Origin of the sequence: Microcoleus sp. B3-D2, assembly GCF_036705345.1 — a bacterium.
In the GTDB taxonomy this organism is placed as follows: domain Bacteria; phylum Cyanobacteriota; class Cyanobacteriia; order Cyanobacteriales; family Microcoleaceae; genus Microcoleus.
This window is the reverse complement of record NZ_JAUBUG010000031.1, coordinates 49,984-75,535: the sequence shown is the minus strand read 5'-3', so window position 1 is coordinate 75,535 and position 25,552 is coordinate 49,984. Positions and strand designations below refer to the sequence as shown.

The window sequence follows — 25,552 nt, the reverse complement described above, 5'->3', positions numbered from 1 at the left end:
AAAATTATGTGTCGCTGAACTTGAATCATTCCTCAATTGCTATCGTGATTTTTCTTAACTTATTCAGCAAGCCCTAAGTAGCTCCACCTCAAAAAACGTAAGATAGATTAAAGCTAATATAGCAATACTAAATCAGTCGAATTTTTTTTACCTCACCCCAACTCTTCCCTTATCAAGGGGAGGGAGTAAGAAATTCACACATGATTTAGTATTGCTATAGCTCTCTAAATAATAAGTTTTGAAGTTCCCTTTTACTTTACCTATAAATTTTACTTTAAAAGCTGTTACCTTGTTCCTTTTAATCGTTCTTGAGCAATTTTTTTGATTTTTTAAAGTCGATGCCTGCCTCCTGAGCTTTTTCGTTAATCACAGGCTTTGCTTCCTTTAAGTTGGCTTTCATGCGATAGTGTACTTGCTTGTGTAATGTTTGATATTTGACTGATATTTGATAGTTCTCTTCTACCCATTGACCAATTTCTTTATAAGTCTTAAAATCACAGGACTCTTCACTTAATTTTTCTGAGAGTCCGGCTATTACCGCTGAGGGAATTACTCGGGGTCTACCAGTTGCTTGCCGTATTTTTAATAGTTCTGGCATACCGCCAGCAGTATATTGTGTTAACCATCTATGTACAGTAATTCTATGTACACCTAGACGTTCAGCTACATCTGTAAGGCTTTGACTAGCTCCAGTTTTTAACCAATAAAGTGCCTGAATTTTTTGTTTATTAGGTAGAGTTCGCTGCTGGGACAGAATTATTTTTAACTCGTCTGCTGTTAAATCAATTCTTTCTTGGTAGTTTACTTTCATAAAGTATTACTCAAACTTTGTTCTTCATTGTAGCATTTCTTGGGAAGAGATATTATTAACTAAATTTACCTTTTCAGTAACGTCCGCCTGCAGCTTAAAGACTAGCAACGTAATATCATCAAACACTTTCTGCTTACCGATATGTTGCCGCACATCTAGAATCACCGCATCCTTAACTCCTGCTGCAGACTTGTGCCAATTTTGACTAATTACTTGACACAATTGCTTAAGTCCATACTGCTTTTTGCGGATGTTATAGGCTTCTGGAATGCCATCAGTATAAAGCACCACGCCATCTCCAGGTTCTAGCTCAATCAGGATGTGACTGATGAAGTCTGCGATATCATCATCTAACGCGATCGGGAAGCCTAACTCCATCGTGTCGATGCGCTCAACATCTCCATTTTTTCGCACAACTAGCGTTTCTTCATGCTGACCGCTGATGCTAATGAGTCCCTGGGAGTAGCTCAAAATCGCCAGCGTCAGACTTTTCTCAGAATTCATGCGCTTTACGTTTTTGTAAAGGGTACGGTTTAGTACATCCAGGAATCGAACGGGGTCTAGTTCACGAATCTCTTGCAGGGTGCGAACTGAGGTTTGCGCCATCAGCATCAGAATGCCGCTTTCGAGGCCGTGTCCGGTGACATCACCGATCGCCAGTGTGACAACACCATCGATCTGTAGCACGTCGTAGTAGTCACCTCCTACTTCATCAGCGGGTTCCATGTATCCGGCGATATCTAGTCCGTCAATTTCCAGTTCCTCAGGGTTAGGCAAAATCATTTGCTGGATGTGACGCGCGACATTCAATTCTGCACCTAAGCGGAGGTTGTCTACTTTGAGTTTTTCGTTGAGGGCAATGATTTCCTGATTAGCATTAGCGAGTTCTGCTGTTCGTTCTTTAACTTTGTCTTCGAGGGTTTCAAAGGATTCTTGGATTTGCCTCGCCATGCTGTTGAAGGATCGTGCCAGCAGACCGATTTCGTCTTGCGATCGCATCTTCACACGGATGTCTAACTTACCTGCCGTAAACTGGGCAACCGCTTGGGTGAGGTAAATCAGAGGCTTTGTTAATAGTTGTGCGATCGCCAAAGCGATGATAGTTACAATTGTGGCGATGATTGCTAATAAAATAAGTGCATCACGTATTTGTTTTTCTACAGGTGCTAGGGCAACGGCAATGGGCTGTGCGAAAAGAACTGACCAAGGTTTATATTTCAGGCGGGCGATCGCTAAGAGACTCAACTCATTATTACCCGTAGCTGCCAATCGTGTGGTTAGATAAGGCTGCTTAGTGTCTAATGCTTGCTTGAGGTCGGGCAAATTGATTGCAAGTTCTTTTGTTATACTCTTAGGCAAACGCCCTTCGCGTTGCAGTTTCGCTACAACATTGGGTGACAAAGGAACAATTGATTTGAAAAGGAGTTCAGGTGTAGTGCTATGTGCCAGATGGATATAGTGCTCATCTAAAAGAACTGCTAAGGATTTTGCACCTGCGTGTTCAGTTTCCCGAGTCACCAACTGCTGCACAGATGTGGCATTGTATGTCACCCGCAATACACCCAATATATTTCCCTTCGCATCGCGAACAGGACTGCTAAAAATAAGCGTAACGAGGTTGGGAATTGTCGGCGATTGCCTAATACTAGAAACAAAAGATAGTTGAGTTTTGAGCGGTTCTTGGAAGTAATCTTGACCGGATTCATCTCGTCCAACATCCGGTGTATTTGTATCGAGTACATTCCGTCCCTTTAAGTTGAGCAAGGCATAGGAGATAATATTAAGCATATCTTTGCGACTGAGCCTGGTTAAGGTTTCAGTCGCTAACATCTCTTCGGGACTATCATCTCGCCGTTCTGGAGGTAGGCCCAGATAGGCAGCCAAACCTGGTAAAATCGCTTCTACGCGCACGGCATTGAGATTCGCATCGATAAACCCATCTATTCTGTTAGCGGTTTGGTTAGCCTGTGCATATAGGGCTTGTCGTGCGTTGTCGGTCAATGCCTTTTGAGTTGTCTGCTTGTTGATAAATGCTAACAACAGCAACGGAATTAGAGCAACGAGCAGAAAAGACACGATTAACTTTGTACGAATGCTGTTGAAAAAGGATCGCTTCATGGTTTCAGACTAGGAGGGGGGGTTAAGAAAGAAGAATTGAACAAAGTTTCTAGATTGGGAAGGCGCGTCACATTGCCAGCGCGAATAAAAAAGTCCGCATATTTCTTGGCGGTTTTGTAGATATAATTAGGACTGTCTGATTTAAAGAACTTTTGATTTTCTGCAAAGTCAGTGAGGTCTATTCCCTCGAAAGAGATTGTATTGCTGGGAATATTTAACGCTTTGCTAACGAGCGCGTTTCCTTCGGGAATATTTGCTTCCCAATATGACAAGGCTTGAAACCAGCCTCGCACAAAGGCGCGAATATCTTCGGGGCGATCGCGTATCGCCTCACCCCGAAACGCGATCAAATCCAAAATTAAGCCTGGGGTTTGTTTGCTTGTAAACAAAATTTTTGCCCCTAATTTTAATGCTTCAGAAAGATGCGGTTCCCAAGTGTGCCCTGCTTGGATAGCATTGTTTTGTAAGCGCTGGGGAACTTCTAAACCATCAACTTTAACCAGCCTAACATCATCGCTCGTCAGCTTAGAGATTTTCAACATCTCAGTAACGAAGACTTCGCTAAAGCCGCCTAGATTTGCACCCAGCTTTTTTCCTTTCAAGCTAGGGATTGTTTGAATGTCCGATTGCGCGACTACCACATCTGCACCTGTCGATTCATCCACAACCATCACAGCTTGGATATCAGGATTTGTGGCACTCAAGATCATAAAATCTCCCAACGTTAATCCGATCCCATCATACTTCCCTGCACTGAAATCTGCTTGTTGCAATTGTAAGTAGTCTACATAGCTCAGTTCCACGTCTATCCCTTGCGCTTTGAAGAATCCTTTCTCTTGAGCAATGATGCCAGGTCTATGGCCAACAAAAGAGATAAAACTTACTTTCAGGGGAGGACGTTTAACTTTTAGAGATTCCGTAGAATGACAAGCAAACAGCAGCCAGCAGGTAATAATAATAAAGATGCTGTTGAAAAAGGATCGCTTCATGGTTTCAGATTAGGAGGGGGGGCTAAGAAAGAAGAATTGAACAAGGTTTCTAAATTGGGAAGGCGCGTCACATTGCCAGCGCGAATAAAAAAGTCCGCATATTTTTTGGCGGTTTTGAAGATATAATTAGGACTGTCTGATTGAAAGAACTTTTGATTTTCGGCAAAGTCAGTAAGGTCTATTCCCTCGAAAGAGATTGTCTTGATGGGAATATTCAACGCTTTGCTCAGGATCTCGTTTCCTTCGGGAATATTTGCTTCCCAATATGACAAGCCTTGAAGCCAGCCTCGCACAAAGGCGCGAATATCTTCGGGGCGATCGCGTATCACCTCACCCCGAAACGCGACCAAATCTAAAATTAAGCCTGGGGTTTGCTTGCTTGTAAACAGGATATGCCCCCCTAATTTTAATGCTTCAGAAAGATACGGTTCCCAAGTGTGTCCTGCTTGGATAGCATTGTTTTGTAAGCGCTGGGGAACTTCTAAAGCCTCGACTTTAACCAGCCTAACCTCATCGCTCGTCAGCTTAGATGTTTTCAACATCTCAGTAACGAAAACTTCGCTAAAGCTGCCTAGATGTGTACCAAGCTTTTTTCCTTTCAAGTTAGGGATTGTTTTAATCTCTGATTGCGCGACTACCACATCCGCACCTGTCGATTCATCCACAACCATCACAGCTTGCATATCAGGAGTTGTGGTACTCAAGATTATAAAATCGCCCAAAGTCAATCCGATCCCATCATACTTCCCTGCACTGAAATCCGCGTCTTGCAATTGTGAGTAGTCTACATAGCTGAGTTCCACGTCTATCCCTTGCGCTTTGAAAAATCCTTTCTCTTGAGCAATGATGAGAGGTGTATAGCCAACAAAAGGTACACAAGATACTTTCAGGGGAGGGCGTTTTACTTTTAGGGATTCCGGGGAATGACAAGCAAACACCAGGCAGCCGATAATAATAAATATACAGATGTAATTGAGTAGTTTAGACATACTATCTAGAGCATTCCTGGTGTAGAAAAGGCGACTCATATTTTCTTGAGTCCGATCGACCTAAGTGCATCCTCCGCAATCACCGCTAAAACTGTTCCGGTGGCGATATCTAGAACAAGCTTGCCCGATCGCACTTTTGCCAATTCTACTAACCGAGTTGCAGCCAGTTTGTGAAATTCATTCTCGTAATCGGGGCGGTTGTTGAAGTCATTGAGAATCTGCCGTTTTTCGGCACTTAGCGAGTCAGTCATGCCGAATTACTGGTTTAACTTTCTACATTGTGCCAGTTATGGTCGATCGCGACTCTCGTCCCAGGTGGCATCAGTCGGCAATCTCTACAATGCCCGCCAATGTATGCAAAACCGCTACCGAGTATCCACTCTCCGGCAACAAACACCCGCCCAATTGGGATCGCGAAGCTGTAATCCGCTACAATCTGTGTTTGGTAAAGAATTTTTACAAGTTCACAGCCCATTACAGCCTTTGCGGCTTGTACTACCCAACCTGCCTGAAAATATGGATTTTGCTACTCTTGCTGCCCAGCTAAATGCTGGAACTATCTTGCCAGAGGGAATTGTCATCCTCACCCTCTTGGTGGTTCTCGTCGGCGATTTAATCGTAGGCCGCAGTTCCTCGGGTTGGACTCCCTACGTTGCCGTTGCGGGTTTGTTGGCCGCCGTCGCTGCCTTGTGTTTGCAGTGGGATAACACGGATACCATCTCGTTTCTGGGCGGTTTTAACAGCGATGCCTTGAGTTTAGTGTTTCGCGGAATTATCGCTTTGAGTACGGCTGTCACTATTTTGATATCCGTCCGCTATGTACTGCAAACGGGTACTGCTTTAGCGGAATTTATCGGCATTTTGCTAACCGCTACTTTGGGGGGAATGTTCCTCAGCGGCGCTGATGAATTGGTGATGATTTTTATTTCGTTGGAAACTCTGAGTATCTCGTCTTATTTGCTGACGGGTTACACAAAACGCGACCCGCGTTCCAATGAAGCTGCTTTGAAATATTTGTTAATTGGGTCGTCTTCTTCGGCGGTGTTTCTCTACGGGCTGTCGCTGCTGTACGGCTTGTCTGGCGGCGAAACTAAGCTGAGTGCGATCGCGGCTAACCTTTCTACGGTGAATGAAGGTCAATCTCTCGGTTTGGTGATTGCTTTGGTTTTTGCGATCGCCGGAATCGCCTTCAAAATCTCTGCGGTTCCCTTCCACCAATGGACTCCTGACGTTTACGAAGGTTCTCCTACACCCGTTGTTGCCTTTCTTTCTGTCGGTTCCAAAGCAGCAGGTTTTGCCCTAGCAATCCGCTTGTTAACAACTGCTTTCCCCGCACTTATCGAACAGTGGCAGTTCGTGTTCACGGCCTTAGCCATTCTCAGCATGGTGTTGGGAAATGTGGTTGCCCTCGCCCAGACTAGCATGAAGCGGCTTTTGGCTTATTCGTCGATCGCCCAAGCCGGTTTTGTAATGCTGGGTTTGATTGCAGGAACAGAAGCCGGTTACTCCAGCATGATATTTTATCTGTTGGTTTACCTGTTTATGAACTTGGGTGCTTTCGCCTGCATCATCCTGTTCTCGCTGCGGACTGGAACCGACCAAATTAGCGAATACTCGGGTTTGTACCAAAAAGACCCACTGTTAACTTTAGCCTTAAGTATTTGCCTGCTTTCTCTCGGTGGAATTCCGCCCCTAGCTGGATTTTTTGGCAAAATCTATCTGTTCTGGGCTGGCTGGCAAGCAGGACTTTACGGCTTAGTTATTCTGGGATTAATTACCAGCGTAGTTTCGATTTACTACTACATCCGTGTTGTCAAGATGATGGTAGTAAAAGAACCTCAAGAAATGTCAGACGCGGTAAAAAATTATCCCGAAATTCGCTGGAACCTTCAGGGAATGCGGCCTTTGCAAGTCAGCGTTGTACTCACTTTGGTTGCGACAACATTGGCGGGAATTTTGTCGAACCCTTTGTTTAATCTGGCTAATGATGCTATTACCAAAACTCCCATGTTGCAGTCGGCATTGAGTCATGTGCAACCTGTTGTGGGTGCGAAAATTGAATCGAATTTGGTGTCTCGCAGGGATTAATTATTCCTGGTTTTGAAATAGTGGAAAACGCCTGACTCTTTGAAGTTGGGCGTTTCTTTTTTGTTGTGATATACTTAGGACTAAGGCCAACTGGGGACTATCGAGTTGTAGGGTGCGTCAGACTTTCATTATCAACGGGTAATCAAGAGTTTACGCTCTGACGCACCTTACTAATTATGACACTTGCGTAACTCCTGATACTGTTAATTATGATTTTTAAGCGCAGATTCACGCTGATTAACGCAGATAAAAGTGGGTAATTGAGAATGACTAAAGAACACGTATACCGCATCAACACTGTTTGGACGGGTGCCAGTCAAGGTTCTACTTCATCTTACGACGCTTATTCTCGTGAGTATGCCATAAATATTGAGGGTAAGCCGCCATTTGTGGGTTCGGCAGACCCGACTTTTCGGGGCGATGCTTCTCTGTACAATCCCGAAGATTTGTTGTTGATGGCACTGTCAGCTTGTCATATGTTAAGCTATCTTGCTTTGTGCGGTCGTGCTGGAATTCGGGTAGTCTCTTACTCGGATGCAGCGATGGGCAAGATGGCACAAAAGAATGGAAAGATTAGGTTTACCGAGGTAATTTTGCATCCGCTGGTAACAATCGAAGCTGGTGACGATTTGGAAAAAGCCCGCAGTTTGCACGACAACGCACATCATGTTTGTTTTATTGCTAATTCGGTGAATTTTTCGGTGCTGCATGAGGCAAAAATGCTAGTAAAAAATCAGCCCAACAAGTTTTATACTCCAGATGAGTATCGAAAGTTAGAGGAAACTGCTGAGTTTATAAATGAATACCGCGATGGAGAAATTGTACCAATTGCAGGCAGCACCATTAATCGCAGCCAGATTAAAGGCAATATCTGTGCTGGTTTGCATACTGCTTTGCGGGGGAAGAATGCAAAAGTATTTATCAGCGGTTTGCGGTTGTGGATTCCTCGGTACCGACGAGGAACTTACCCGGATCTGATGGTGATTGAAGGGGAGCCAGTTTTTACCGAGGGACGCAGTGATGAGATCCTCAATCCGATGCTCATCGTGGAAGTGCTTTCTAAGTCTACCAAAAATTTCGATCGGGAGGATAAGTTTCGGCTTTATCGATTTATCCCTGAATTCCGTGAATATGTGTTAGTCAATCAATCTGAGTTTTTAGTCGCACAATATATTAAAACAGAATCAAATGAATGGTTGTTTCGGGAATATGAGGGAGAGACAGCAACAGTTTCTTTTGCTTCCTTGGGAGTGCAAATGTCGATGAGCGAGATTTATGCAAAAGTAGTATTTGAAACCCAGGAAACGGAAGTACAAGAAGAAAATTAATGCTATTGGGGGATGCGAATATCAAGAGACTCGACTGCTGAATCAAATTTATTCAGTAGTAATCGAGATTGTTACCAAGAAGTCGGGGATTTCGTTGGTTTGCACGTGAGTTTCCAAATTTAAATTAAGAGTAAAATTAGATGAATGTAATTTGGTTACTGTTAAAAGCTTCTTGGTTAAATGTTTCCATTGCCATACTCACAGGCTTAATCAGCGGCGGTTGCAGCGCTATGTTAATTTCCCTAATTAACCGTGCAATCAGCGACAATTCCAATGGTAATTTAGTCTGGTATTTTGCGGGATTAGCAATCTTGGCTCTTTTGAGTGGCTTTGTATCCCAATTTTTGTTAATCTACCTGTCTCAAGAAGCTGTTTACAATCTGCGGCTGAGTTTGAGCCGTGGCATTTTGTCTACTCCTTTGCGGAATTTGGAAGAGTTGGGCGCTAACCGCTTGCTGGCAACTCTCACAGATGATGTGGGAACGCTTTCTAATACTATATTTTTGATTCCTTTTCTTTGTGTTGATATCGCCGTTGTTGTCGGCTGCTTAACTTATTTAAGCACGATTTCGGGTACAGTTTTTGTTGTTGTATTTGGTTTTCTGGTGCTGATGATTGGCACGGTGCAGTTGTTGCTCAGTAAAATGCGGAAATTCTTCGATTTAGCCAGAGAAGAACAAGATATATTGTTTAAGCATTTTCGCAGTATTACTGATGGAATTAAAGAACTTAAACTGCATTCCTTGCGCCGCCAAGAGTTTTTTACGGAACAATTGCAGGTGAGTGCTGATGCTTCCCGCGATTATAACGTGACTGCTTTGAATACTGGTGCAGTTGCGATTGGAGTCGGTCAGTTGCTGTTTTTTATGCTGATGGGTTTGCTGCTGTTTGCTTTGCCGAAATTTGTGCCAGTTTCTACACCTGTTTTGTCAGCTTACATTCTGACAAGTACCTATTTAATGTCTCCGTTTCAGAATATTTTGCAAAGGTTGCCGGCGATTTTTCGTGCTAATACTTCTGTGGAGAAGATAGAGAGAATGGGATTGGCTTTGGCGAGTCAAGCTGAGATAAATTCAACGGTTAAACCGTTTCAAACTGCTGAGTGGAAGACGCTGGAGTTAAAGGGAATAATTCACAGCTATCCGGGAGAAAAAGAAGACAGCAATTTTAGTTTGGGCGAGCTGAATTTGAAGTTTCATCCGGGTCAATTGGTGTTTATAATTGGCGGCAATGGGAGCGGGAAGTCTACTTTAGCTAAGTTAATCACTGGTTTGTACATTCCTGAATCGGGAAAAATTCTCCTAGATGGCCAGCCAATTACTGATGAAAATCGAGAGTGGTACAGGCAGCATTTTTCTGCGATTTTTTCGGATTTCTATCTGTTTGAAAGGCTTTTAGGGATGACTAATCGCGATTTGGACAAGCAGGCGGCTGAATATTTGCGGGAGTTTCATCTGGCGAATAAAGTTCAGGTCAAAGATGGGGTTTTGTCAACTACGGCTTTGTCTCAGGGACAGCGAAAGCGGCTGGCTTTGCTGACGGCGTATTTGGAAGATAGACCGATTTATTTGTTTGATGAATGGGCTTCGGATCAAGACCCGTTTTTCCGGGATATTTTTTACAAGCAGTTGCTACCGGAGTTGAAGCGGCGGGGGAAAACGGTGTTTGTGATTAGTCACGACGATCGCTATTTTGATTTAGCCGATCGCGCAATTAAACTAGATTACGGTAAAGTAGAGTATGACCGATAAAATGGATAACTACCGAATGGTCGAAACTTTGACCGAAAGCCAGGTTTCCGACTTGATGGATTTGTACAAAAACGAGTTTTGGAGCGACAAGCGGACGCGGCAGGACGTTGTGAAAATGCTGGCGGCGACTGATGTTATCATTGGTGTGATCGATGAGAGCGATCGACTAATTGGCATTACCCGCGTCATCACCGATTTCGTATACAGAGCCATGATTTTTGATGTCATTATCAAGCCGACACACAGAAAGATGGGACTGGGTGCGAAGTTGATGGATGCAGTTTTAAATCATCCCGAACTGCAAGCTGTCGAGCATTTTTATCTTAATTGTTTACCGAACATGATGCCATTTTACGAGCGTTGGGGTTTCTCAGATGATGTGGGCGAACTTAAGTTTTTGCGACGCACAACAGGCTGAACTCAGCCCTTTGAAAGCCCCAATTTTTCTCTAATTGCGTCTTCTTTGAAGCCTACTAAAACAGCCGTTCCATCTTTAACGAAAAGAGGACGTTTCAGCAGCATCGCATCCTTTGCAAAAGCCTCCACCCACTGTTCGCTCGTCCAATTTTTCTTGTCATCGCCCAAAGCGCGGTAAGATTGACCGGAAGTATTTCGCATGGGTTGAAAGCCCAAAGCAGCTACCCAGCTTTGAATTGTTTCGCGAGCCGGTGGCTGTTCTTTGGTGTTAATGAACTCGTAATTAACATCGCTATCTTTGAGCCACTGGAAAGCTTTTTTGCAGGTGCCGCAGTTCGGGATTCCGTAAACTTGAATTGACATAATAATGCGTGTTGACTGTTGACTGTTGACTGTTGACTGTTGACTGTTGACTGGAAAGCTAATAACAACTAACAACTGACAACTGCCAACTGACTAATGACTACTGACTAATCTAGCTTGTTGAACCCATTTTTGCACGCGATCGACTGAAGGAGTCAAGTCATTGCGCTGCATTGTCGCTACGTGCAGCCGTAAGACTTGTTGGTGCAATCTCTCCACGGGCATTTGAGCTAATTGAGCCGGCGAAGCAACGCCCGCGTGAAGTAACAGCCCGCAATACTGACACCCTACACTCGGAATTCGAGCCAAATTTGCCATCGCTACCCATTTATTAACATATTGAATGTTAATCTGTAATTGATTGGCTAGCAACACTTTCGCCGCCTGCGTTTTCGTCATGCGAATTAGTTGTCCGGTTGTGGTGATGCTGCACTCTTCTAGTTGAGATTGGTTTTCCTTGCTCAATCCCGGTAAGTCTGCGATCGGCCAATCGCGTACTTGCACAGAAGTTTGAGGAGCTTTATGAGAAATTTTCATGTTTTTTCAGTTAATTTTACTTATAATTTAAACTCTAAAAGATCGAACCGTCAATTATAGGCGATCGATCACGTCACCCAATCAACAAAAACCCGATCGAGGAATTTGATTAATTGCAGGTGTTGTGACATTTCTGCTAATTGCTTGCAAAGTAGCACTTTCAGCCTGTTTTTCCTGTCTGTGGCTCAGGCTTACTGCTTAACCAAATCATCCCGGCGATGACGACAAAGACTATAAAAAAGACAGCCTATAAATGCTAGCAAAAAATCAGATAAATATGAGAGTTTTCTCAAAAATGTCTGCCAATTTGGCAGTCTGAATTTTAGTGCTTTAATGCCGAGAATGCAAAAACTTCCCGCTGACTGCAAACCAAACTCAAACTTATCAGTTTTTACCCATGAAAATTACAGAAGGTTATGATTTGTTAACTAATACTTTACAGCAACGGCGGCAAAAACTGGCCAGTTTAATTAATTTTCCGGTAATTCTCTGGTCGGGCCGCAGCATTCCTCGCAATTATCCGGCTCTGACTTTTCCTTTTCGCGCCAGCAGTCACTTTCTATATTTTGCTGGTTTGCCCTTAGAAAATGCTGCCATTCGCTTAGAATCGGGCAAATTAGAACTGTTCTTAGATGAGGCACCTGCTAGCAGCACGCTTTGGCACGGAGAAATGCCGAAAAGAGCAGAAATTGCCGAACTAATTGGGGCTGATGCTGCTTTTCCAATGGCCGAATTGAAAGCCCGAGCGACAAATGCAGCAACGATCGCCGTTCAGGATTCTTGGACTCAGTTGCAACAGTCTCAAATTCTGGATCGCCCTCTTGCACGGCCCAACTCGCCAACCGGAATCGACCTAGAATTAACTCAGGCGATCGTATCTCTGCGCCTGAGCCACGATGCAGGCAGTTTGGCCGAATTGCGTCAAGCTGCGGCTGTCACTGTAGAAGCTCACAAAGCGGGGATGGCGGCAACTCGAAATGCTCAAATTGAAGCAGGGGTGCGCGCTGCAATGGAAAGTGTCATCATCTCCAAAAATATGACCTATGCCTATCCCAGTATCGTTACAGTACATGGAGAAGTTTTGCACAGCGAACATTATCACAATTCCCTACAAACAGGAGATTTGCTGTTAGCAGATGTCGGTGCAGAAACATCAACGGGATGGGCGGCGGATGTGACTCGCACTTGGCCGGTTTGTGGCAAGTTTTCTCCGACTCAAAGAGCGATTTATGATGTAGTTTTGGCAGCGCACGATGCTTGTATTGATAAAGTTAGTCAGGGTGTGGAATATCAAGACATTCATCTGTTAGCTGCTCGAATTATGGCGGAAGGGTTGGTTGATTTAGGTATCTTGCGGGGCAATGTTGAAGATTTGGTAGAAATGGATGCTCACGCGCTATTTTTTGTGCACGGAATCGGACATTTAATCGGTTTGGATGTTCACGATATGGAAGATTTAGGAGATTTGGCTGGCTATGAAGAAGGAAGAACGAGAAGCCGTCGGTTTGGGTTGGGATTTTTGCGGTTGAATCGAGTTTTGCGTCCGGGAATGCTGGTATCGATCGAACCTGGATTTTATCAAGTTCCGGCAATTTTGAATAACTCTGAAAATCGTGCCAAATATAAAAATTTTGTTAAGTGGGACGAGTTGGAAAAATTCGCAGACGTGCGGGGAATCAGGATTGAAGATGATATACTTGTCCGCGAAGGGGGCACAGAAGTATTGACAGCGAAATTGCCAACAAAAGCTCTGGAGATTGAGGAGTTAGTTGCGGTAAGTGCATAAGTATTGATCGAATTAGATCGATCGCCTGCAGTTCCATCAAGTGTGAGAAAAGATAAAAAAATATGAATAAAGCTTGGCAAATAGGTCTTTTGATGCTAGTTGAAAGGCTGGCGACGCAAGTCCAAAAATTCGCAGCACTGAGACTTGCGCGCATTGTTCGCAAACCTGTATCCCCGCCGCCGATGCAGGCTGCGCCTTTGCCCAGCAACGAAGAAGAGAGGCTAGAAGCACTTCACCGCTACGACATTCTAGATACAGAGGCCGAAGCAGCTTTTGATGACCTAACAGCTTTAGCATCCTATATTTGCGGCACTCCTATTGCTTTAGTAAGCTTAATAGATTCTAACAGACAGTGGTTTAAGTCAAAAGTCGGTCTGGAAGCGCCAGAAACTCCGAGAGAGTTAGCTTTTTGCGCCCACGCTATTTTAAATCCCAACGAATTGCTAGTTGTACCGAATGCTCTAGAAGACGATCGCTTTGCCGGCAATCCGTTAGTAACTTCCGATCCAAATATTCGATTTTATGCTGGAGCCCCGCTAGTAACTGCTGACGGTTTCCCTATAGGCACTTTGTGCGCGATAGATACAGTTCCTCGTAATCTCACCCCACAACAGCTAGAAGCGCTGCGGACTTTAGGACGGCAAATTATCAACCACATGGAGTTGCGAATAAATCTGACTAAATTAAAGCGCGCACAGATCAAGAACAAACAAGTAGAAGCCAAACTCCGTTCTACAGACGAGCAAATTGTCAATTTTTTAGAAGGAATGAGCGATGCTTTTTTTGCTTTCGACACCCAGTGGCGATTTACTTACGTCAATTACAAAGGAGCGCAATTTTTGAAGCGCTCGCAGGAAGAACTTTATGGTAAAAATTTTTGGGAAGAGTTTCCCGAATTCGTGAATTCTGATTTTTATAAAGAGTATCATGAAGCGGTAGCCAAACAAATTGGAGTGGCTTTTGAAAAATATTATTCTCCCTTAAGAGTGTGGCTGGAAGTCAGGGTTTTTCCTTCTCACGACGGCATTTCTGTGTTTTTTCATAATATAACTAAACGCAGGCAGATGGAATCTGCACTCAGGAAAGAACAGAAAAAAACTGAACGTTTACTGCTAAATATTTTGCCCGAACCGATCGTCGATCGGTTGAAGCACCAACCGGGGGTAATTGCAGACAAGTTTGAAAAAGCAACAATTCTTTTTGCTGACTTGGTGAATTTTACCAAAATTTCTACTACCATGTCCGCCACTAAATTAGTGTACTTGCTGAATGAAATTTTCTCAGCTTTTGACCAACTGAGTGAGAAGCACGGCTTAGAAAAAATCAAGACGATCGGGGATGCTTACATGGTAGCAGCCGGTATTCCCATTGAACGTCCAGACCACGCAGAGGCGGTCGCCGAAATGGCGCTGGATATGCTAGCAGCAATTAAGGAATTAAATGTGAAGCTAGACGCCAACTTTGACCTCCGCATCGGGATTAATAGCGGCCCGGTGGTAGCAGGGGTAATCGGGACTAAAAAATTTATTTACGATTTGTGGGGAAATGCCGTGAATACAGCCAGCCGTATGGAATCTCACGGCATAGCAGGTCGCATTCAAGTCAGCCACTATACTCATAAGTTGCTGCATGATAAATATGAATTTGAAGATCGTGGCGAGATCGAGATTAAAGGTAAAGGGGAAATGCAAACTTATTTGCTGGTAGGAAAAAAACAGCAAGCGATCTCAAAATCTGAGAGTAAATAAAACTAAGACTTGAATGTACCTAATTGTTGAGGGAAACTCCCGAGGCTGCGATTAATCGCCTCTTCGGCGCGATCGTCCTGTGGCAGAACGGCTGCAGCAGATCGGCCAAATAAGATTATGCTATAGACAGAGATATCCGAGCAATCCTAGGCGCGGTACTCGACGTTATAAAAATACTAAGTTGAAGTCGTCGGAGCCTTTAATAATGGTTCAATTTCATATTCAAACCGATAGCGATATTCCAGCATCCACCCAACTATTCAATCAAATCAGGTTTGCGATCGCCTCGCGACAATTTCCGCCCGGACACCGCTTGCCCAGCACCAGACAGCTAGCCATGCAGACGGGTTTGCACCGCAACACCATCAGCAAAGTATACCGACAGCTCGAAAATACCGGACTCGTAGAAGCCCAAGCAGGATCGGGCATTTACGTCCGCGCCCTAGGCAACGAAGGCGGCAACAAACTCAAATCTCCGATCCTCGAAGAATATCCCCTTGCCAATAAAATAGTGCAAGGAAGTATCGATCAACTGCTGGGACAGGGCTGTACGCTCAACCAAGCGAGGGAATTACTTTTGGCCGAAATTGACTGGCGGCTCAGGTGCAGCGCCCGCGTGGTCGTCACAGCCCCCACAGAAGACATCGGCGTGGGTGAACTGATGGCGAAAGAACTCGAACAAGCTCTTCGCATTCCCATACAGTTAGTGCCGATGGAACAGCTAGGTACTTTTTTGGATCAAATCTCTTCGGGAACTGTGATCACGAGTCGGTATTTTATCGGAGAAGCAGAATCGATTTCGGCACCGCGTTCTGTGCGAGTTATTCCGGTAGACATCTACGACTACAGCCAGGAAATCCAGTTAGTCGGGGGTTTGCCGAAAGACAGTTATTTGGGTCTCGTCAGCCTGAGTCCGGGAATGCTACGATCGACCGAAGTCATCATCCACAGCATCCGGGGAGAGGATTTGCTGGTGATGACGGCCTTGGTGTCAGACGAGTACAAGATTAACTCGATCGTGCGATCGGCCAGAACAATTTTTTGCGACCAACCGAGTTTTGCTACAGTAAAAGCTGCCATCAATGCGGCTAGAGAAGATATTATTCGTCCCCCGCAACTGATATGCTCCGAAAATTACATCGGATCTAAGTCAATTAATTTGCTCAAGCGCGAGTTGGGCTTGGGATGACGAAGGAAGAAGGCAGAAGGAAGAGGGAAGAAGGAAGAAAACAATCCAACTTTTTTCAGTTACCAATCCCAATGCCCAATGCCCAATGCCCAATGCCCAATGCCCAATCCCCAATTACCAATTACCCATGACAATTGAAATCCAACCTTCAATTAATGTTAAAACCGCGATCGAAAGCCGCCGCGCCGCGCGCAGTTTCAAACCCGATCCGATTCCCCCAGCAATATTGGCAGAGATTTTGCGATTGGGAGTGCGATCGCCCTCTGGTTACAACTTGCAGCCTTGGCGGTTTATCGTACTTCAAGACCCAGCCAGCAAAGAAAAATTAAAAACTTGCGCCTTCGATCAGCGCCAAGTGGTAGAAGCCCCAACAGTATTAATCTGTTGTGGCGATCGACGCGCCGCCAGGCCCGAAAACACCGAAGCCGTCATCGAATTGGGCAAAACCACAGGGGCAATGAATGACAACTTAGTCGGTTATATGCGACAAGCAATCCCGCAATTGTTCGATAACCGTCCCTGCTTCGACTCACTAGAAGCTTGGACAAACAGACATACAATGCTCGCAGTAGCCCACTTAATGATTGCAGCTAAAAGTTTTGGGGTAGACAGTTGTCCGATGGAAGGTTTTGTCAGCGCTAAGGTGAAAGAAGCCTTTCAAATTCCCGAAGAAGTAGATGTTTGCTGTTTGCTGCCACTTGGTTATGCCGCAGAACCTTTCAAACAATATGGCGGACGTTTTGACGTGACTCAAGTTTATTACAGCGAAAGTTATGGGCAGGCTTTGCAAGCTGAGATTTGAGAGTTAAGATTTTGTGGCAACTTGAATTTTAAGAGTTAAGATTTGGAATGAATCGGTGCCAAAGTTCAAACCAATCAAAAATCCCGACAGTTCTGCAATCTAAAACCTAAAATTCACAATCTAAAATCGAAAGTGGTGAGATCGGACAGAGGAGAAAATATGACAGTAGCAACGCGACAAAGCAACGCACAAATTCTAGAAGTAAAGTTGCAGCAGCACTTGCAAGCAGCCGGATTTAAAAAATTACCTCTTTATATTAGTTGCGATTTTCGAGATGAATCTTTAACGGTTGTGGGAGAACACCCGCGCAGTTTAGTTCTCAAAGCCAAACCGACTTTTGCGGTGCTAGAAGCAGCAATTCTCGAAATAGAACCAGAATCTATTCAACAGATTGGACTTTGCCTAAAAATTACCGGGCAAAAACAGCCTTATGCTTTCCATTCTTTTACCATGCACAACCCTGTTTTGTCAAGACCCAAAACAGTGCAGGTGTTCAAAAAAACCGAGAATAGCCCCGCAGAAGAAACCGGGATAGTCTTAACAGAAAATGCGACCCAGACGGCGGATGTAGAGGAGGAGATACCGTTAGAAACCGATGGGAAAGATGCGTGGGATGAACAATATTTCCCCAATTTGTCTGAGAGTTCCAGCAATTCCGATCCGATCGCCTTTAGGGTAGCTGCAATCCCGGCAGATATTGGAGACAATCCCTTCAATCCGCTGGATATGGAAGCGGTAACAGTTGCCCAAAAACCCAAGCATTCACCGTTTGCGATGCTGGCTGCAGCAGGAATGGTCAGCATGGCGGCGCTAATTTTGGCAGGCGGTTATTATATGCTGAGCCGCCCCTGCGTCATCGGAGAATGTACTGCATTAGCTGAGGCGAAACAGTTGAGCGAGAATTCGACGAAGACTCTGAAAACGTCCAAAGTTGCCAACAGCCCCCAAGAATCGCAGCGACAGTTAAAACAGGCGATCGCCCTTTTGGAACCGATTCCCTCTTGGTCAATTCATCGCGGTGAAGCTCAAAGCGCCCTGGAAAACTACCGGAAGCAAAATCAGAATTTAAACTCTGCGATCGATGCAGGGCGCCTCGCACAGTCAGCAGCCCAGAAAACCCAAAATCCGCCTTATTCTGCGGAGGACGGCCAGGAAGCGCAAGCTCTGTGGCAAAGTGCGATCGCCGAACTCGCAGAAATCCCCCCAGACAGCCCAGCTTATCCCTTTGCTCAGAAAAAGTCAAAAGAATACCGGAAAAATTTAGCAACTGGAAATCGGCAGTTAAGCACAGAGAAACAAGCCGAAAAAACCCTGCTCGCCGCCAAAAGTACAGCCCAAATAGCAGAAGCTCGCGAAGCAGTAGCTCACACAGCCGAGACTTGGGATCAAGTGCAATCAGGTTGGGAAGAAGCCCTAGACATCCTATCAGCAATTCCCACGAGCACGACATCTTACCAACAAGCTAAACTGCTAGTTCCCAAATACGAAACCAAACTTTCAGAAGCTCGCGAGCGCAAAAATGTCGAAGGAATTTCCGAAAATGCGTATACTCAAGCTGTGACTTTAGCAGCGGAAGCTCAAATTTTTGAAGGCAAAAACGCCTGGTTTAAAGCATCTGAATACTGGCGGAGAGCTTTGAGTTACGCGGAGCAAGTGCCGGCGGCAACTTCATTTTCCGAGAAAGCCCAACCGCTGATCGCTTCCTACAAAACTTCCTTGCAGCAAGCAGAAGTAAGGTTGCAGGAAGAAAGAAACCTGCAAAAAGCCCGCACCGATTTAGATAGAACTTGTAAAGGCAACCCCAAGATTTGCGACTATACTGTTAGCAAAGATTTGATTGCGGTGCAGATGACTCCAGGTTACGTGCAGAAACTGCAACAAACTTTCATCCAAGCAAACAACAACAATGCTACTAAGACTCGTCAAGCTGTAGAAAAGCACGTTCAAACATTGCAAAAAGCTTTGGAGGCGATCGCCGAAAACGCCAAAATCCCGATGCAGGTGTACGATGGCGAAGGCCAGCGGATTGGGAGTCACGAACCGAAGTAAGCTGTTACGGCATTTAATTTTAGTTTTTGGGGCGGGCTATGAGCAACGCCCCACTCATTGTTTCAAGAAACAGGATTGTTAAAATTAGATGCGCGCCAACAACTTAGAACATCCGAACACACACTACAATTTCGGCAATCAAACTGTATAAAATAATATTAGCAATCAAATGCTAGAAAAGGTCAAACTTCATAACTTCAAAAGTCATCAAGATACAGAACTTAATTTTGATAATTCACGCCTACACGCACTCGTAGGACAAAACAGTTCTGGTAAAACATCAGTGTTGCAAGCATTGCATTATCTCAGTAGGCTTGTTAATTCATCATTTGAAAATATTTTTCAGCATGAAAGAGCGCCTCAATTTATTACAACAATTGGGCAAGATAATATGTCTGTTACTGCAAGTGGTTATTCGGGAGACAATCCTCGGGCTGATTGGGAAGCTTCCTATAACTGGCAGCAACAAAAAGTTAATCCTCCTTGGTTTCCGATAGCATCATGGAAAGTGGGTCGAGCAGCTGGAAATCTGCAAGGATGGTCACATTCACTAGGCGCTGCTCCCTATCGACTTCCTAAATCTTTGAGACACTCAGTTCATCTTAAGCTAGTAGCTACTAATCTTTCTAAAGCAGCTTACAGCGATGCAATTACCCCGCGCATTAAGTTCGATGGTTCAGGCTTAGCACCTACCTTAGACTATCTTCGTGAAGAGGCTCCAGAACAATTTCAATATTTAGAAGAAATGTTGCAAAAAATTGTCCCTGGCGTACAAAAATTAGGGGTAAGGAGAGCTAAGGTTATCGTAAATCGCCAACGCTTAATCGAAGTCGGCGGCAAATCTATCCCCTACGAAGAAAGTCAGGAAATGACAGGGCAAGAAGTTGTCCTAGACATGAATACTGGTAAGCGTATTCCAGCGCATGCCATTAGCGAAGGCACAATGCTCGCTCTCGGATTACTGACTGTTTTGATGAATCCCAATCAACCTAATTTAGTGTTACTAGATGATGTTGAACAGGGACTCCATCCAAAAGCGCAACGAGAATTAATCGCTGTTTTCAAGGAAATTCTTCAAGACAACCCCAATCTGCAAATTATTTTTTCTACCCATTCTCCTTACATTGTGGATGAACTTATTCCTTCTCAAGTTCATGTATTAAGTAACAACAATTCTGGTGTGACTCGTTGCAAACGCTTAGATGAACATCCTGATGTCGAATGGGCCAAACAAACTTTAACCACCGGAGAGTTCTGGGATGCGGAGGGAGAAGATTGGGTGGTTGCAGGAGAAATCAATGATTGAGTTTGTGGTGATTGTGGAAAGTAGCGCAGATGCAAGAACCGCTACTAAATTAGCCGATCGCCTTTTTGTGGAGAAAATTGATTGGTTAGAACCTGGACAGCTTCAGTATTTATTTCGTTGGAGTGGCTTACAAGAAAATACAGAACATTCCTGTTGGCAAGATATTAATCAAATTATAGAGAATTTGCAACAAAGCTTAGGATTCCGTCCACCAAGGTATTTAGGTCATGGTAAAGATGGAGCATTAAAAGCTGATGGTGCAGCAGCTATAAAAATTCTGAATTTAGTACGATTTATTCAAAAAACACGACAGATTAAAGCTGTTCTCCTGATCCGGGATTTAGACAATCAACCTCAGCGAAGAGAAGGTATTGAGCAAGCACGTTCTGAACACATCAATCGACAACCTAAATTAGAAATTATTATTGGTACAGCCGACAGAATGCGGGAAGCCTGGGTCTTGAATGGGTTTATTCCCTCTAATCAAGAGGAAGAACAAATTCTTCAAGAGATAACAACCCAATTGACGTTTAATCCTTGTAATGAGTCACACAAATTACGCTCTAACTCATGGAAAGAACCCGATCGTATTAGAAATCCTAAAGTTGTTGTCGAAAAGCTAACAGGTGGCAAGATGGATCGCGAACAACAGTGCTGGGAAGAGACGAGTCTGGAATATCTACGAAAAAACGGTGTTAATACAGGGTTAACAGACTATATGGATGAAATCGAGGAACGATTAATTCCAATCATTGGATCTGCTGAGTAAGATCAGCCCGATATTCCCTAAACCTGCCCCGACCGGATTTTGTGGTCGATAAAGTCACGGGCGGGTTTATGATATTTATCATTTGTGTGGGAGATATTGGTGAACCCGCCCCTCGGTAATCATAATCAATTTACATCTACAATTACCAATTCCCAATTACCATTTTATCAATTGTGCATCTTGATTAAAAAACTTCCGGGACAATCCCTCAGTCAACAGCAGAGTTGCGATTACAGTTGCCAGCGCTAACACAAACATAATCAAAATCTGGTAAGATGCTGCATCAAGAGGACTGACACCGCTCAGCATTTGACCTGTCATCATTCCCGGTAAAGTTACGATTCCTACCACTGTCATTGTATTTAAGAGCGGGATTAATCCAGCTTTGATCGCATCTTTGCGGTACTGCTTTACTGCTTGCTGCGGCGTCGAACCTAAACTTAAATGGGTTTCTATTTCTAACTGACTGCTATTAACTGTACTGACAAGTCTTTCGCCGGCGATCGCCCCGGAGTTCATGGCATTGCCCAAAATCATACCCGCTAAAGGAATCAGGTATTGCGGTTCGTACCAAGGGTCAGGTTGCAAAATTAGCAAGTTTGTATAGGCGAGAGTCAAGGCCGTACTGATAAAAATTGAACCCCAAACTAAGGGCAGTAAGTTCTTGATTTTTTTGCTGATGCGGTTGCTGGCAACCATGCTAGCTGTTGTCAGCATGATTGCTAAAACTGCTAAAACCAGCCAAGGATTTTTTCCCTCGGGGTCAAATACGACTGCGAGCACGTATCCGACTAAGATTAGCTGGATCAGGGTGCGCCCCGCCGCGATCGCGATCGCCCCCTCCAACCCCAATCCCTGCCACGCCGAAAGCCCGATCGCGATCGCCACCATCCCCAAAGCCCAACCCAAATCTGTAAAATCTAGCTCAATTAACACCGGCCCACCCTTTCGATAATGTGATTGTTTGCCTGTCCAAATATAAGATATTGCAATAAAGGTTTCTGAGAAACAGTTTTGCTGCAAGAATTTGCTTTGATAATGCTTGAAATTTATGGTGTGAAGAGTGAATAATGTTCCCCCCCTCGACTTAACCCGCCAATACGCGCAGATTGGCGACGAGATAACCGCTGCGGTGCAAAAAGTGCTTGCCTCTGGCGGCTACGTAGGCGGCCCGACCGTGAAGAGTTTTGAACGAGAGTTCGCCGACTACACTGGAGTTTCCGAGTGCGTGGGCTGTAACTCCGGCACGGATGCGCTGATTTTGGCATTGCGAGCTCTCAAAATTGGCCCCGGCGATGAAGTGATTACCACTCCTTTTACCTTTTTTGCTTCGGCTGAGACAATTAGCGCCGTCGGCGCAACTCCCGTGTTTGTTGATATTGACAGCGGGACTTTTAATATGGATGTCGAGCTCCTCGAAGCGGCAATTACTGAAAAAACCAAGGCAATTATGCCAGTGCACATCTTCGGCCAACCAGTAGACATGACTCGGTTGATGGAAATTGCGACTCGACACAATTTAGCCGTAATTGAAGATTGCGCCCAGTCTGTCGGGGCCCAGTGGCAGTCTCGAAAAGTCGGCAGCATCGGCCATGTCGGTTGCTTCAGTTTTTATCCGACCAAAAATTTAGGCGCTTGCGGTGACGGTGGGGCGGTGACGACAAACGATCCTGCCCTCGCAGCTTCGATGCGAATGCTCAAAGAACACGGACAGTCTTCTAGGTATTTCTACGAAGAAATCGGGTACAACAGCCGTTTAGATGCCCTGCAAGCAGTGATTCTCAGCATTAAATTGCGGTATCTCGACAGTTGGAACGCGCAGCGGCAGGAGAAAGCGACACTTTACAGCGAATTTCTCTCCCGCGTGCCCGGAGTTGCCGTCCCCAAAGAATTGCCGGAAGCAAAAGGAGTTTGGAATCAATACACGATCCGGCTGACAAGTCCAGAAGACGCGCAAAATCCCTCTGGCGATTTTCGAGATTGGATGCGGGCTCAGTTGCAGGAATGCGGCATCGGTTCGATGGTTTACTATCCGTTACCTTTGCACCTGCAACCTGTTTACAAATCTTTGGGCTATTCTGCAGGTCAGTTGCCAAAGGCTGAGCAAGTTTGTCGCGAAGTCTTGTCTTTGCCGATGTTTCCGGAACTGTCGAGGGATCAACAAGAGCGGACGATTTATGGGCTGAAAGATTGCTTGGCAAAGGCCGATCGCATCCGGTAGCTTTGGCGCGATGGCATAAGCGAGCGAAACGCAGCAGGAGAAAAGAATTGCAGGGTTGCAGTGTTGTGAGAATGTGCAGGGTTCAGGGAGAGCCGTTAAGTATTTTGACCGATCACTTGTACTTTTATGTACTATATTTAATGAAAAGAAACAAATTTAGGCTAGCAATCCGCCTCGAACGGGTGCATTTTCCGCTCGCCTAAACCTTGCAATGCGATCGGTCAATGATGAAGAAGGAAGAAGGAAGAGGGAAGAAGGAAGAGGGAAGAGGGAAGAGGGAAGAAGGAAGAAGGCCCTTCGGCTTCGCTCAAGGTAAAAACAAGGAAGAAGGAAGAATAAAGAATGTTTAAACTTTCGACTTTCAATCCCCGATGCCCGATGCCTGATGCCCGATGCCCGATGCCCGATGCCCGATGCCCAATTCTCAATTTAACCTGTAATTTTCAGAATATAAGAGGAAAATAAACGAGTGCCTCAGTATCAATTCACTCAGGCTAGACGCTACGATCCACAAGCGATCGCTCAGTATTACCGCAACCGTCCTTGGAAAGCAATTTGGCGCGCAATTACCGTTATTTGGTCTTTTGCAGGCTTCGTTCTGGGGATGCTGTGGGACAGTTGGCAGCACGAAGTCGCAGCACACCAGCCGGAACGGGCCGCCCACCTGCGACAAATACTCACTCGCTTGGGCCCCACTTTCATTAAAGTCGGCCAAGCCCTTTCTACCAGACCGGATTTGATCCGCAAAGACTTTCTCGAAGAATTGATCAAACTTCAGGATCAATTGCCGCCGTTTGACTCCGTGCGCGCTTTCGAGATTATTGAAGCGGAACTCGATCGCAAAATTAGCGAAACCTACAGCGAAATCTCTCCCGAACCTGTCGCCGCGGCAAGTCTCGGTCAAGTCTACCGAGCTCGCCTCCTCACCGGCGAAGCAGTAGCAGTCAAGGTTCAGCGACCGAATTTGCTGCCAGTTTTGAGCCTGGATCTTTATTTAATGCGCTGGGCCGCTGGATGGTTGGGCCCCTTGTTGCCGCTGAATCTCGGTCACGACCTTTGTTTAATAGTCGATGAATTCGGTATCAAATTGTTCGAGGAAATTGATTATCTCAATGAAGGACGGAACGCCGAGAAATTTGCTACAAATTTTGCCGACGACCCGACAGTAAAAGTTCCGAGCATTTACTGGCGCTATACTTCCAACTGCGTTCTCACTCTCGAATGGATTGAGGGCATCAAGCTGACAGATATAGAACGTGTTAAAGCCGCAGGTTTGGATACCGATAGTTTAATTGAAGTTGGAGTCCGCAGCGGTTTGCGACAGTTGCTGGAACACGGATTTTTTCACGCTGACCCCCATCCTGGAAATCTGTTTGCCTTAGCGGACGGCCGCATGGCTTACATTGATTTTGGGATGATGGATCAGATGGAAGAAACAACTAAAGAAACTTTGGTTGATTCTGTCGTTCACTTAATCAACAAAGATTACTTAGAGTTAGCTAAGGATTTTGTCAAACTGGGCTTTTTGACACCAGATACAGATATTATGCCGATCGTTCCGGCGTTGGAATCTGTATTAGGTGATATCGTCGGCGAAAAGGTGTCAGATTTTAACTTCAAGACGATTACAGACCAGTTTTCGGAGTTGATGTACGATTATCCTTTCCGGGTGCCGGCGAAATTTGCCTTAATTATTCGCTCTCTGGTGACAGAAGAAGGTTTGGCCCTGACGCTGAATCCCAATTTCAAGATAGTCGAGGTGGCGTATCCTTATGTAGCGCGGCGTTTGTTGAACGGAGAATCTCCGGCTCTGCGGCGGCGTCTGATTGAGGTATTATTCAAGGATGGCAAATTCCAGTGGAACAGGTTGGAGGACATGATCGCGATCGCCCGATCCGATCGCAGTTTCGACTTGCTACCCACAGCACAACTAGGCTTGCAATTTTTGCTGTCAGAGGAAGGGTCGTTTTTGAGACGCCAGCTAATGTTAGCTTTGATTGAGGACGATCGGCTCCACACCGAAGAAGTTCGCAGCCTGTGGAACTTAGTCAAGGAAGATTTGCAGCCCAGTCGCCTGTTCAACGTTGCTCTAGGCGCTTTGACGGAGTTTTCCACAGCAGGAGCAGCGGCGCTAACTCAGTTTTAATTAGAAGGAAGAAGGAAGAGGGAAGAAGGAAGAAGGAAGAGGGAAGAAGAAAGAAAAATAATTCTACTTTTACCGATTCCCAATTCCCAATTCTCAATTACTCACTCCCAATTCCCAATTCTCAATTACCCAAATTAAGGAATTA

The 25,552-nt window shown here is 45.0% G+C and carries 22 protein-coding genes; 14 read left to right on the top strand and 8 right to left on the bottom strand.

Annotation, left to right across the window (positions count from 1 at the left end; translation table 11 throughout):
- Nucleotides 1-298: 298 nt before the first annotated feature.
- Genes QUB14_RS13945 through QUB14_RS13925 form a run of 5 tightly spaced genes read right to left on the bottom strand, consistent with a single transcriptional unit; the run spans nucleotide 299 to nucleotide 5,158 of the window.
- Nucleotides 299-811: a helix-turn-helix domain-containing protein gene (locus QUB14_RS13945; protein ID WP_333217525.1), complete on the bottom strand. Its 513-nt coding sequence runs from the start codon at nucleotides 809-811 to the stop codon at nucleotides 299-301.
- Between the two features lie 24 nt (nucleotides 812-835).
- A complete protein-coding gene (locus tag QUB14_RS13940) occupies nucleotides 836-2,929 on the bottom strand; it encodes a SpoIIE family protein phosphatase (protein WP_333217524.1) in 2,094 nt (697 codons plus the stop codon).
- Nucleotides 2,926-3,918, bottom strand: a complete 993-nt coding sequence (locus QUB14_RS13935) for an ABC transporter substrate-binding protein (RefSeq protein ID WP_333217523.1) — start codon at nucleotides 3,916-3,918, stop codon at nucleotides 2,926-2,928. Before QUB14_RS13935 ends, QUB14_RS13940 begins: the two co-directional genes overlap by 4 nt.
- Nucleotides 3,915-4,907: an ABC transporter substrate-binding protein gene (locus QUB14_RS13930; RefSeq protein WP_333217522.1), complete on the bottom strand. Its 993-nt coding sequence runs from the start codon at nucleotides 4,905-4,907 to the stop codon at nucleotides 3,915-3,917. The genes QUB14_RS13935 and QUB14_RS13930 overlap by 4 nt, the downstream gene beginning before the upstream one ends.
- Nucleotides 4,908-4,942: 35 nt before the next feature.
- Entirely contained in the window at nucleotides 4,943-5,158 is a 216-nt protein-coding gene (locus QUB14_RS13925) for a hypothetical protein (RefSeq protein ID WP_333217521.1), read from the bottom strand.
- Nucleotides 5,159-5,423: 265 nt separating this feature from the next.
- Between QUB14_RS13925 and QUB14_RS13920 the strand changes: the two genes are divergently transcribed.
- The 4 genes from QUB14_RS13920 to QUB14_RS13905 all read left to right on the top strand — a co-directional run bounded on the left by QUB14_RS13920 (nucleotide 5,424) and on the right by QUB14_RS13905 (nucleotide 10,492).
- Entirely contained in the window at nucleotides 5,424-6,995 is a 1,572-nt protein-coding gene (locus QUB14_RS13920) for an NAD(P)H-quinone oxidoreductase subunit N (protein WP_333217527.1), read from the top strand.
- 266 nt (nucleotides 6,996-7,261) lie between these two features.
- Nucleotides 7,262-8,323 carry a Uma2 family endonuclease gene (locus tag QUB14_RS13915; RefSeq protein WP_333217520.1) on the top strand — a complete coding sequence of 354 codons (1,062 nt, stop codon included), beginning with the start codon at nucleotides 7,262-7,264 and terminating at the stop codon, nucleotides 8,321-8,323.
- 140 nt (nucleotides 8,324-8,463) lie between these two features.
- Nucleotides 8,464-10,074 carry a cyclic peptide export ABC transporter gene (locus QUB14_RS13910; RefSeq protein ID WP_333217519.1) on the top strand — a complete coding sequence of 537 codons (1,611 nt, stop codon included), beginning with the start codon at nucleotides 8,464-8,466 and terminating at the stop codon, nucleotides 10,072-10,074.
- Nucleotides 10,064-10,492 carry a GNAT family N-acetyltransferase gene (locus tag QUB14_RS13905; protein ID WP_333217518.1) on the top strand — a complete coding sequence of 143 codons (429 nt, stop codon included), beginning with the start codon at nucleotides 10,064-10,066 and terminating at the stop codon, nucleotides 10,490-10,492. The genes QUB14_RS13910 and QUB14_RS13905 overlap by 11 nt, the downstream gene beginning before the upstream one ends.
- A 2-nt stretch (nucleotides 10,493-10,494) precedes the next feature.
- On the opposite strand, the gene QUB14_RS13900 is transcribed toward QUB14_RS13905, so the two are convergent.
- Together QUB14_RS13900 and QUB14_RS13895 are read right to left on the bottom strand one after the other, a co-directional pair.
- Entirely contained in the window at nucleotides 10,495-10,929 is a 435-nt protein-coding gene (locus QUB14_RS13900) for a Spx/MgsR family RNA polymerase-binding regulatory protein (RefSeq protein ID WP_333217517.1), read from the bottom strand.
- An 18-nt stretch (nucleotides 10,930-10,947) separates the two neighbouring features.
- Nucleotides 10,948-11,391 carry a DUF4332 domain-containing protein gene (locus QUB14_RS13895; RefSeq protein WP_190735149.1) on the bottom strand — a complete coding sequence of 148 codons (444 nt, stop codon included), beginning with the start codon at nucleotides 11,389-11,391 and terminating at the stop codon, nucleotides 10,948-10,950.
- A 397-nt stretch (nucleotides 11,392-11,788) separates the two neighbouring features.
- Between QUB14_RS13895 and QUB14_RS13890 the strand changes: the two genes are divergently transcribed.
- The 7 genes from QUB14_RS13890 to QUB14_RS13860 all read left to right on the top strand — a co-directional run bounded on the left by QUB14_RS13890 (nucleotide 11,789) and on the right by QUB14_RS13860 (nucleotide 21,040).
- Nucleotides 11,789-13,177 carry an aminopeptidase P family protein gene (locus QUB14_RS13890; RefSeq protein ID WP_333217516.1) on the top strand — a complete coding sequence of 463 codons (1,389 nt, stop codon included), beginning with the start codon at nucleotides 11,789-11,791 and terminating at the stop codon, nucleotides 13,175-13,177.
- Nucleotides 13,178-13,239: 62 nt separating this feature from the next.
- Nucleotides 13,240-14,925, top strand: coding sequence for an adenylate/guanylate cyclase domain-containing protein (locus QUB14_RS13885; protein ID WP_333217515.1), 1,686 nt, complete (start codon nucleotides 13,240-13,242; stop codon nucleotides 14,923-14,925).
- Between the two features lie 205 nt (nucleotides 14,926-15,130).
- Complete coding sequence (locus QUB14_RS13880; RefSeq protein WP_333217514.1) at nucleotides 15,131-16,114, top strand: GntR family transcriptional regulator; 984 nt, start codon at nucleotides 15,131-15,133, stop codon at nucleotides 16,112-16,114.
- A 127-nt stretch (nucleotides 16,115-16,241) separates the two neighbouring features.
- On the top strand, nucleotides 16,242-16,916 hold the full coding sequence (locus tag QUB14_RS13875) for a nitroreductase family protein (protein ID WP_333217513.1): 675 nt from the start codon (nucleotides 16,242-16,244) through the stop codon (nucleotides 16,914-16,916).
- Nucleotides 16,917-17,075: 159 nt separating this feature from the next.
- Nucleotides 17,076-18,965 carry a hypothetical protein gene (locus QUB14_RS13870; RefSeq protein WP_333217512.1) on the top strand — a complete coding sequence of 630 codons (1,890 nt, stop codon included), beginning with the start codon at nucleotides 17,076-17,078 and terminating at the stop codon, nucleotides 18,963-18,965.
- Nucleotides 18,966-19,134: 169 nt separating this feature from the next.
- Nucleotides 19,135-20,271, top strand: a complete 1,137-nt coding sequence (locus QUB14_RS13865) for an AAA family ATPase (protein WP_333217511.1) — start codon at nucleotides 19,135-19,137, stop codon at nucleotides 20,269-20,271.
- The gene (locus QUB14_RS13860; RefSeq protein WP_333217510.1) at nucleotides 20,264-21,040 is read left to right on the top strand and encodes a hypothetical protein; all 777 of its coding nucleotides are present in this window, start codon (nucleotides 20,264-20,266) and stop codon (nucleotides 21,038-21,040) included. Before QUB14_RS13865 ends, QUB14_RS13860 begins: the two co-directional genes overlap by 8 nt.
- A 156-nt stretch (nucleotides 21,041-21,196) precedes the next feature.
- Here QUB14_RS13860 and QUB14_RS13855 read toward each other — a convergent pair whose 3' ends face one another.
- Nucleotides 21,197-21,976, bottom strand: coding sequence for an ABC transporter permease (locus QUB14_RS13855; RefSeq protein WP_006634775.1), 780 nt, complete (start codon nucleotides 21,974-21,976; stop codon nucleotides 21,197-21,199).
- Nucleotides 21,977-22,103: 127 nt separating this feature from the next.
- On the opposite strand from QUB14_RS13855, the gene QUB14_RS13850 reads away from it, so the two are divergent.
- The 3 genes from QUB14_RS13850 (at nucleotide 22,104) to QUB14_RS13840 (ending at nucleotide 25,407) form a co-directional block, all read left to right on the top strand.
- Nucleotides 22,104-23,261 (top strand): DegT/DnrJ/EryC1/StrS family aminotransferase, encoded by a 1,158-nt coding sequence (locus QUB14_RS13850; RefSeq protein ID WP_333217509.1) that lies wholly within the window; start codon nucleotides 22,104-22,106, stop codon nucleotides 23,259-23,261.
- 224 nt (nucleotides 23,262-23,485) lie between these two features.
- Nucleotides 23,486-23,611, top strand: a complete 126-nt coding sequence (locus QUB14_RS13845) for a hypothetical protein (RefSeq protein WP_333217508.1) — start codon at nucleotides 23,486-23,488, stop codon at nucleotides 23,609-23,611.
- A gap of 119 nt (nucleotides 23,612-23,730) precedes the next feature.
- Nucleotides 23,731-25,407, top strand: coding sequence for an AarF/ABC1/UbiB kinase family protein (locus tag QUB14_RS13840; protein ID WP_333217507.1), 1,677 nt, complete (start codon nucleotides 23,731-23,733; stop codon nucleotides 25,405-25,407).
- Nucleotides 25,408-25,552 lie beyond the last annotated feature (145 nt).

Coding starts and splice junctions, on each gene's coding strand:
- QUB14_RS13925 (WP_333217521.1), bottom strand. CDS start 5,158: ATGACTGACTCGCTAAGTGCCGAAAAACGGCAGATTCTCAATGACTTC.
- QUB14_RS13945 (WP_333217525.1), bottom strand. CDS start 811: ATGAAAGTAAACTACCAAGAAAGAATTGATTTAACAGCAGACGAGTTA.
- QUB14_RS13890 (WP_333217516.1), top strand. CDS start 11,789: ATGAAAATTACAGAAGGTTATGATTTGTTAACTAATACTTTACAGCAA.
- QUB14_RS13880 (WP_333217514.1), top strand. CDS start 15,131: ATGGTTCAATTTCATATTCAAACCGATAGCGATATTCCAGCATCCACC.
- QUB14_RS13920 (WP_333217527.1), top strand. CDS start 5,424: ATGGATTTTGCTACTCTTGCTGCCCAGCTAAATGCTGGAACTATCTTG.
- QUB14_RS13875 (WP_333217513.1), top strand. CDS start 16,242: ATGACAATTGAAATCCAACCTTCAATTAATGTTAAAACCGCGATCGAA.
- QUB14_RS13870 (WP_333217512.1), top strand. CDS start 17,076: ATGACAGTAGCAACGCGACAAAGCAACGCACAAATTCTAGAAGTAAAG.
- QUB14_RS13905 (WP_333217518.1), top strand. CDS start 10,064: ATGACCGATAAAATGGATAACTACCGAATGGTCGAAACTTTGACCGAA.
- QUB14_RS13915 (WP_333217520.1), top strand. CDS start 7,262: ATGACTAAAGAACACGTATACCGCATCAACACTGTTTGGACGGGTGCC.
- QUB14_RS13895 (WP_190735149.1), bottom strand. CDS start 11,391: ATGAAAATTTCTCATAAAGCTCCTCAAACTTCTGTGCAAGTACGCGAT.
- QUB14_RS13940 (WP_333217524.1), bottom strand. CDS start 2,929: ATGAAGCGATCCTTTTTCAACAGCATTCGTACAAAGTTAATCGTGTCT.
- QUB14_RS13930 (WP_333217522.1), bottom strand. CDS start 4,907: ATGTCTAAACTACTCAATTACATCTGTATATTTATTATTATCGGCTGC.
- QUB14_RS13910 (WP_333217519.1), top strand. CDS start 8,464: ATGAATGTAATTTGGTTACTGTTAAAAGCTTCTTGGTTAAATGTTTCC.
- QUB14_RS13935 (WP_333217523.1), bottom strand. CDS start 3,918: ATGAAGCGATCCTTTTTCAACAGCATCTTTATTATTATTACCTGCTGG.
- QUB14_RS13860 (WP_333217510.1), top strand. CDS start 20,264: ATGATTGAGTTTGTGGTGATTGTGGAAAGTAGCGCAGATGCAAGAACC.
- QUB14_RS13885 (WP_333217515.1), top strand. CDS start 13,240: ATGAATAAAGCTTGGCAAATAGGTCTTTTGATGCTAGTTGAAAGGCTG.
- QUB14_RS13865 (WP_333217511.1), top strand. CDS start 19,135: ATGCTAGAAAAGGTCAAACTTCATAACTTCAAAAGTCATCAAGATACA.
- QUB14_RS13845 (WP_333217508.1), top strand. CDS start 23,486: ATGATGAAGAAGGAAGAAGGAAGAGGGAAGAAGGAAGAGGGAAGAGGG.